Here is a 1751-nt window from a genome sequence, read left to right on the forward strand (position 1 = left end):
GAGTCGGCGACCGGCGCACGGGTGAGTAACGCGTATGCAACCTGGCCTACAGAGGGGGATAGCCCGGCGAAAGTCGGATTAATACCCCATAAAACAGGGGATCCGCATGGGAATATTTGTTAAAGGAGCGATCCGCTGTAGGATGGGCATGCGTTCCATTAGCTGGTTGGCGGGGTAACGGCCCACCAAGGCGACGATGGATAGGGGTTCTGAGAGGAAGGTCCCCCACATTGGTACTGAGACACGGACCAAACTCCTACGGGAGGCAGCAGTGAGGAATATTGGTCAATGGCCGAGAGGCTGAACCAGCCAAGTCGCGTGAAGGAAGAAGGATCTATGGTTTGTAAACTTCTTTTGTACGGGGGTAAAGTGAGGGACGTGTCCCTTATTGCAAGTACCGTACGAATAAGCATCGGCTAACTCCGTGCCAGCAGCCGCGGTAATACGGAGGATGCGAGCGTTATCCGGATTTATTGGGTTTAAAGGGTGCGTAGGCGGCTATTTAAGTCAGCGGTGAAAGGCCCCCGCTTAACGGGGGAGGCGCCATTGAAACTGGATGGCTTGAGTACGGTTGAGGCAGGCGGAATGCGTGGTGTAGCGGTGAAATGCATAGATATCACGCAGAACCCCGATTGCGAAGGCAGCTTGCCAAGCCGGGACTGACGCTGAAGCACGAAAGCGTGGGTATCAAACAGGATTAGATACCCTGGTAGTCCACGCAGTAAACGATGATCACTAGGAGTTTGCGATAGACAGTAAGCTCCCGAGCGAAAGCGTTAAGTGATCCACCTGGGGAGTACGCCGGCAACGGTGAAACTCAAAGGAATTGACGGGGGCCCGCACAAGCGGAGGAACATGTGGTTTAATTCGATGATACGCGAGGAACCTTACCCGGGATAGAACGGTGGTGGACGTGTTTGGAAACAGACATTCTAGCAATAGCCACCACGGAGGTGCTGCATGGTTGTCGTCAGCTCGTGCCGTGAGGTGTCGGCTTAAGTGCCATAACGAGCGCAACCCTTGCCGTTAGTTACTAACAGGAGAGCTGAGGACTCTAACGGGACTGCCAGCGTAAGCTGCGAGGAAGGCGGGGATGACGTCAAATCAGCACGGCCCTTACATCCGGGGCGACACACGTGTTACAATGGCGTGGACAAAGGGCAGCCACCTGGCGACAGGGCGCCAATCCCGAAACCACGTCTCAGTTCGGATCGGAGTCTGCAACTCGACTCCGTGAAGCTGGATTCGCTAGTAATCGCGCATCAGCCATGGCGCGGTGAATACGTTCCCGGGCCTTGTACACACCGCCCGTCAAGCCATGGGAGCCGGGGGTGCCTGAAGTCCGTAACCGCGAGGGGCGGCCTAGGGTAAAACTGGTGACTGGGGCTAAGTCGTAACAAGGTAGCCGTACCGGAAGGTGCGGCTGGAACACCTCCTTTCTGGAGCAGGGATGCCGAGGGGGTATCGGTTCATTGGTAGTTTGTACTACAGGTTGGTTATGTAAAAAGATATAAAGGAAAGAAAACAGAGGAGACGAGAAGGAAGCTGGGGCGACCGGCAAAGTTGACAGTCCTATAGCTCAGTTGGTTAGAGCGCTACACTGATAATGTAGAGGTCGGCAGTTCAACTCTGCCTGGGACTACGCTGAAGGAAGGGGGATTAGCTCAGCTGGCTAGAGCATCTGCTTTGCAAGCAGAGGGTCAACGGTTCGAATCCGTTATTCTCCACGAAAAAAGATCTTTGACATGTTG

The 1751-nt window shown here is 54.7% G+C and carries 2 tRNA genes and 1 rRNA gene; all 3 read left to right on the forward strand.

Going from position 1 to position 1751, the window contains the following annotated elements:
* Positions 1 to 1439 (forward strand): 16S ribosomal RNA (locus B5F77_RS15350); the annotation flags it as partial.
* 129 nt (positions 1440 to 1568) lie between these two features.
* A tRNA-Ile gene (locus tag B5F77_RS15355) sits at positions 1569 to 1642 on the forward strand.
* A gap of 11 nt (positions 1643 to 1653) precedes the next feature.
* Positions 1654 to 1727: transfer RNA gene (locus B5F77_RS15360), tRNA-Ala, on the forward strand.
* Positions 1728 to 1751: the final 24 nt, after the last annotated feature.

Source organism: Parabacteroides sp. An277 (assembly GCF_002159645.1).
GTDB lineage: Bacteria > Bacteroidota > Bacteroidia > Bacteroidales > Tannerellaceae > Parabacteroides.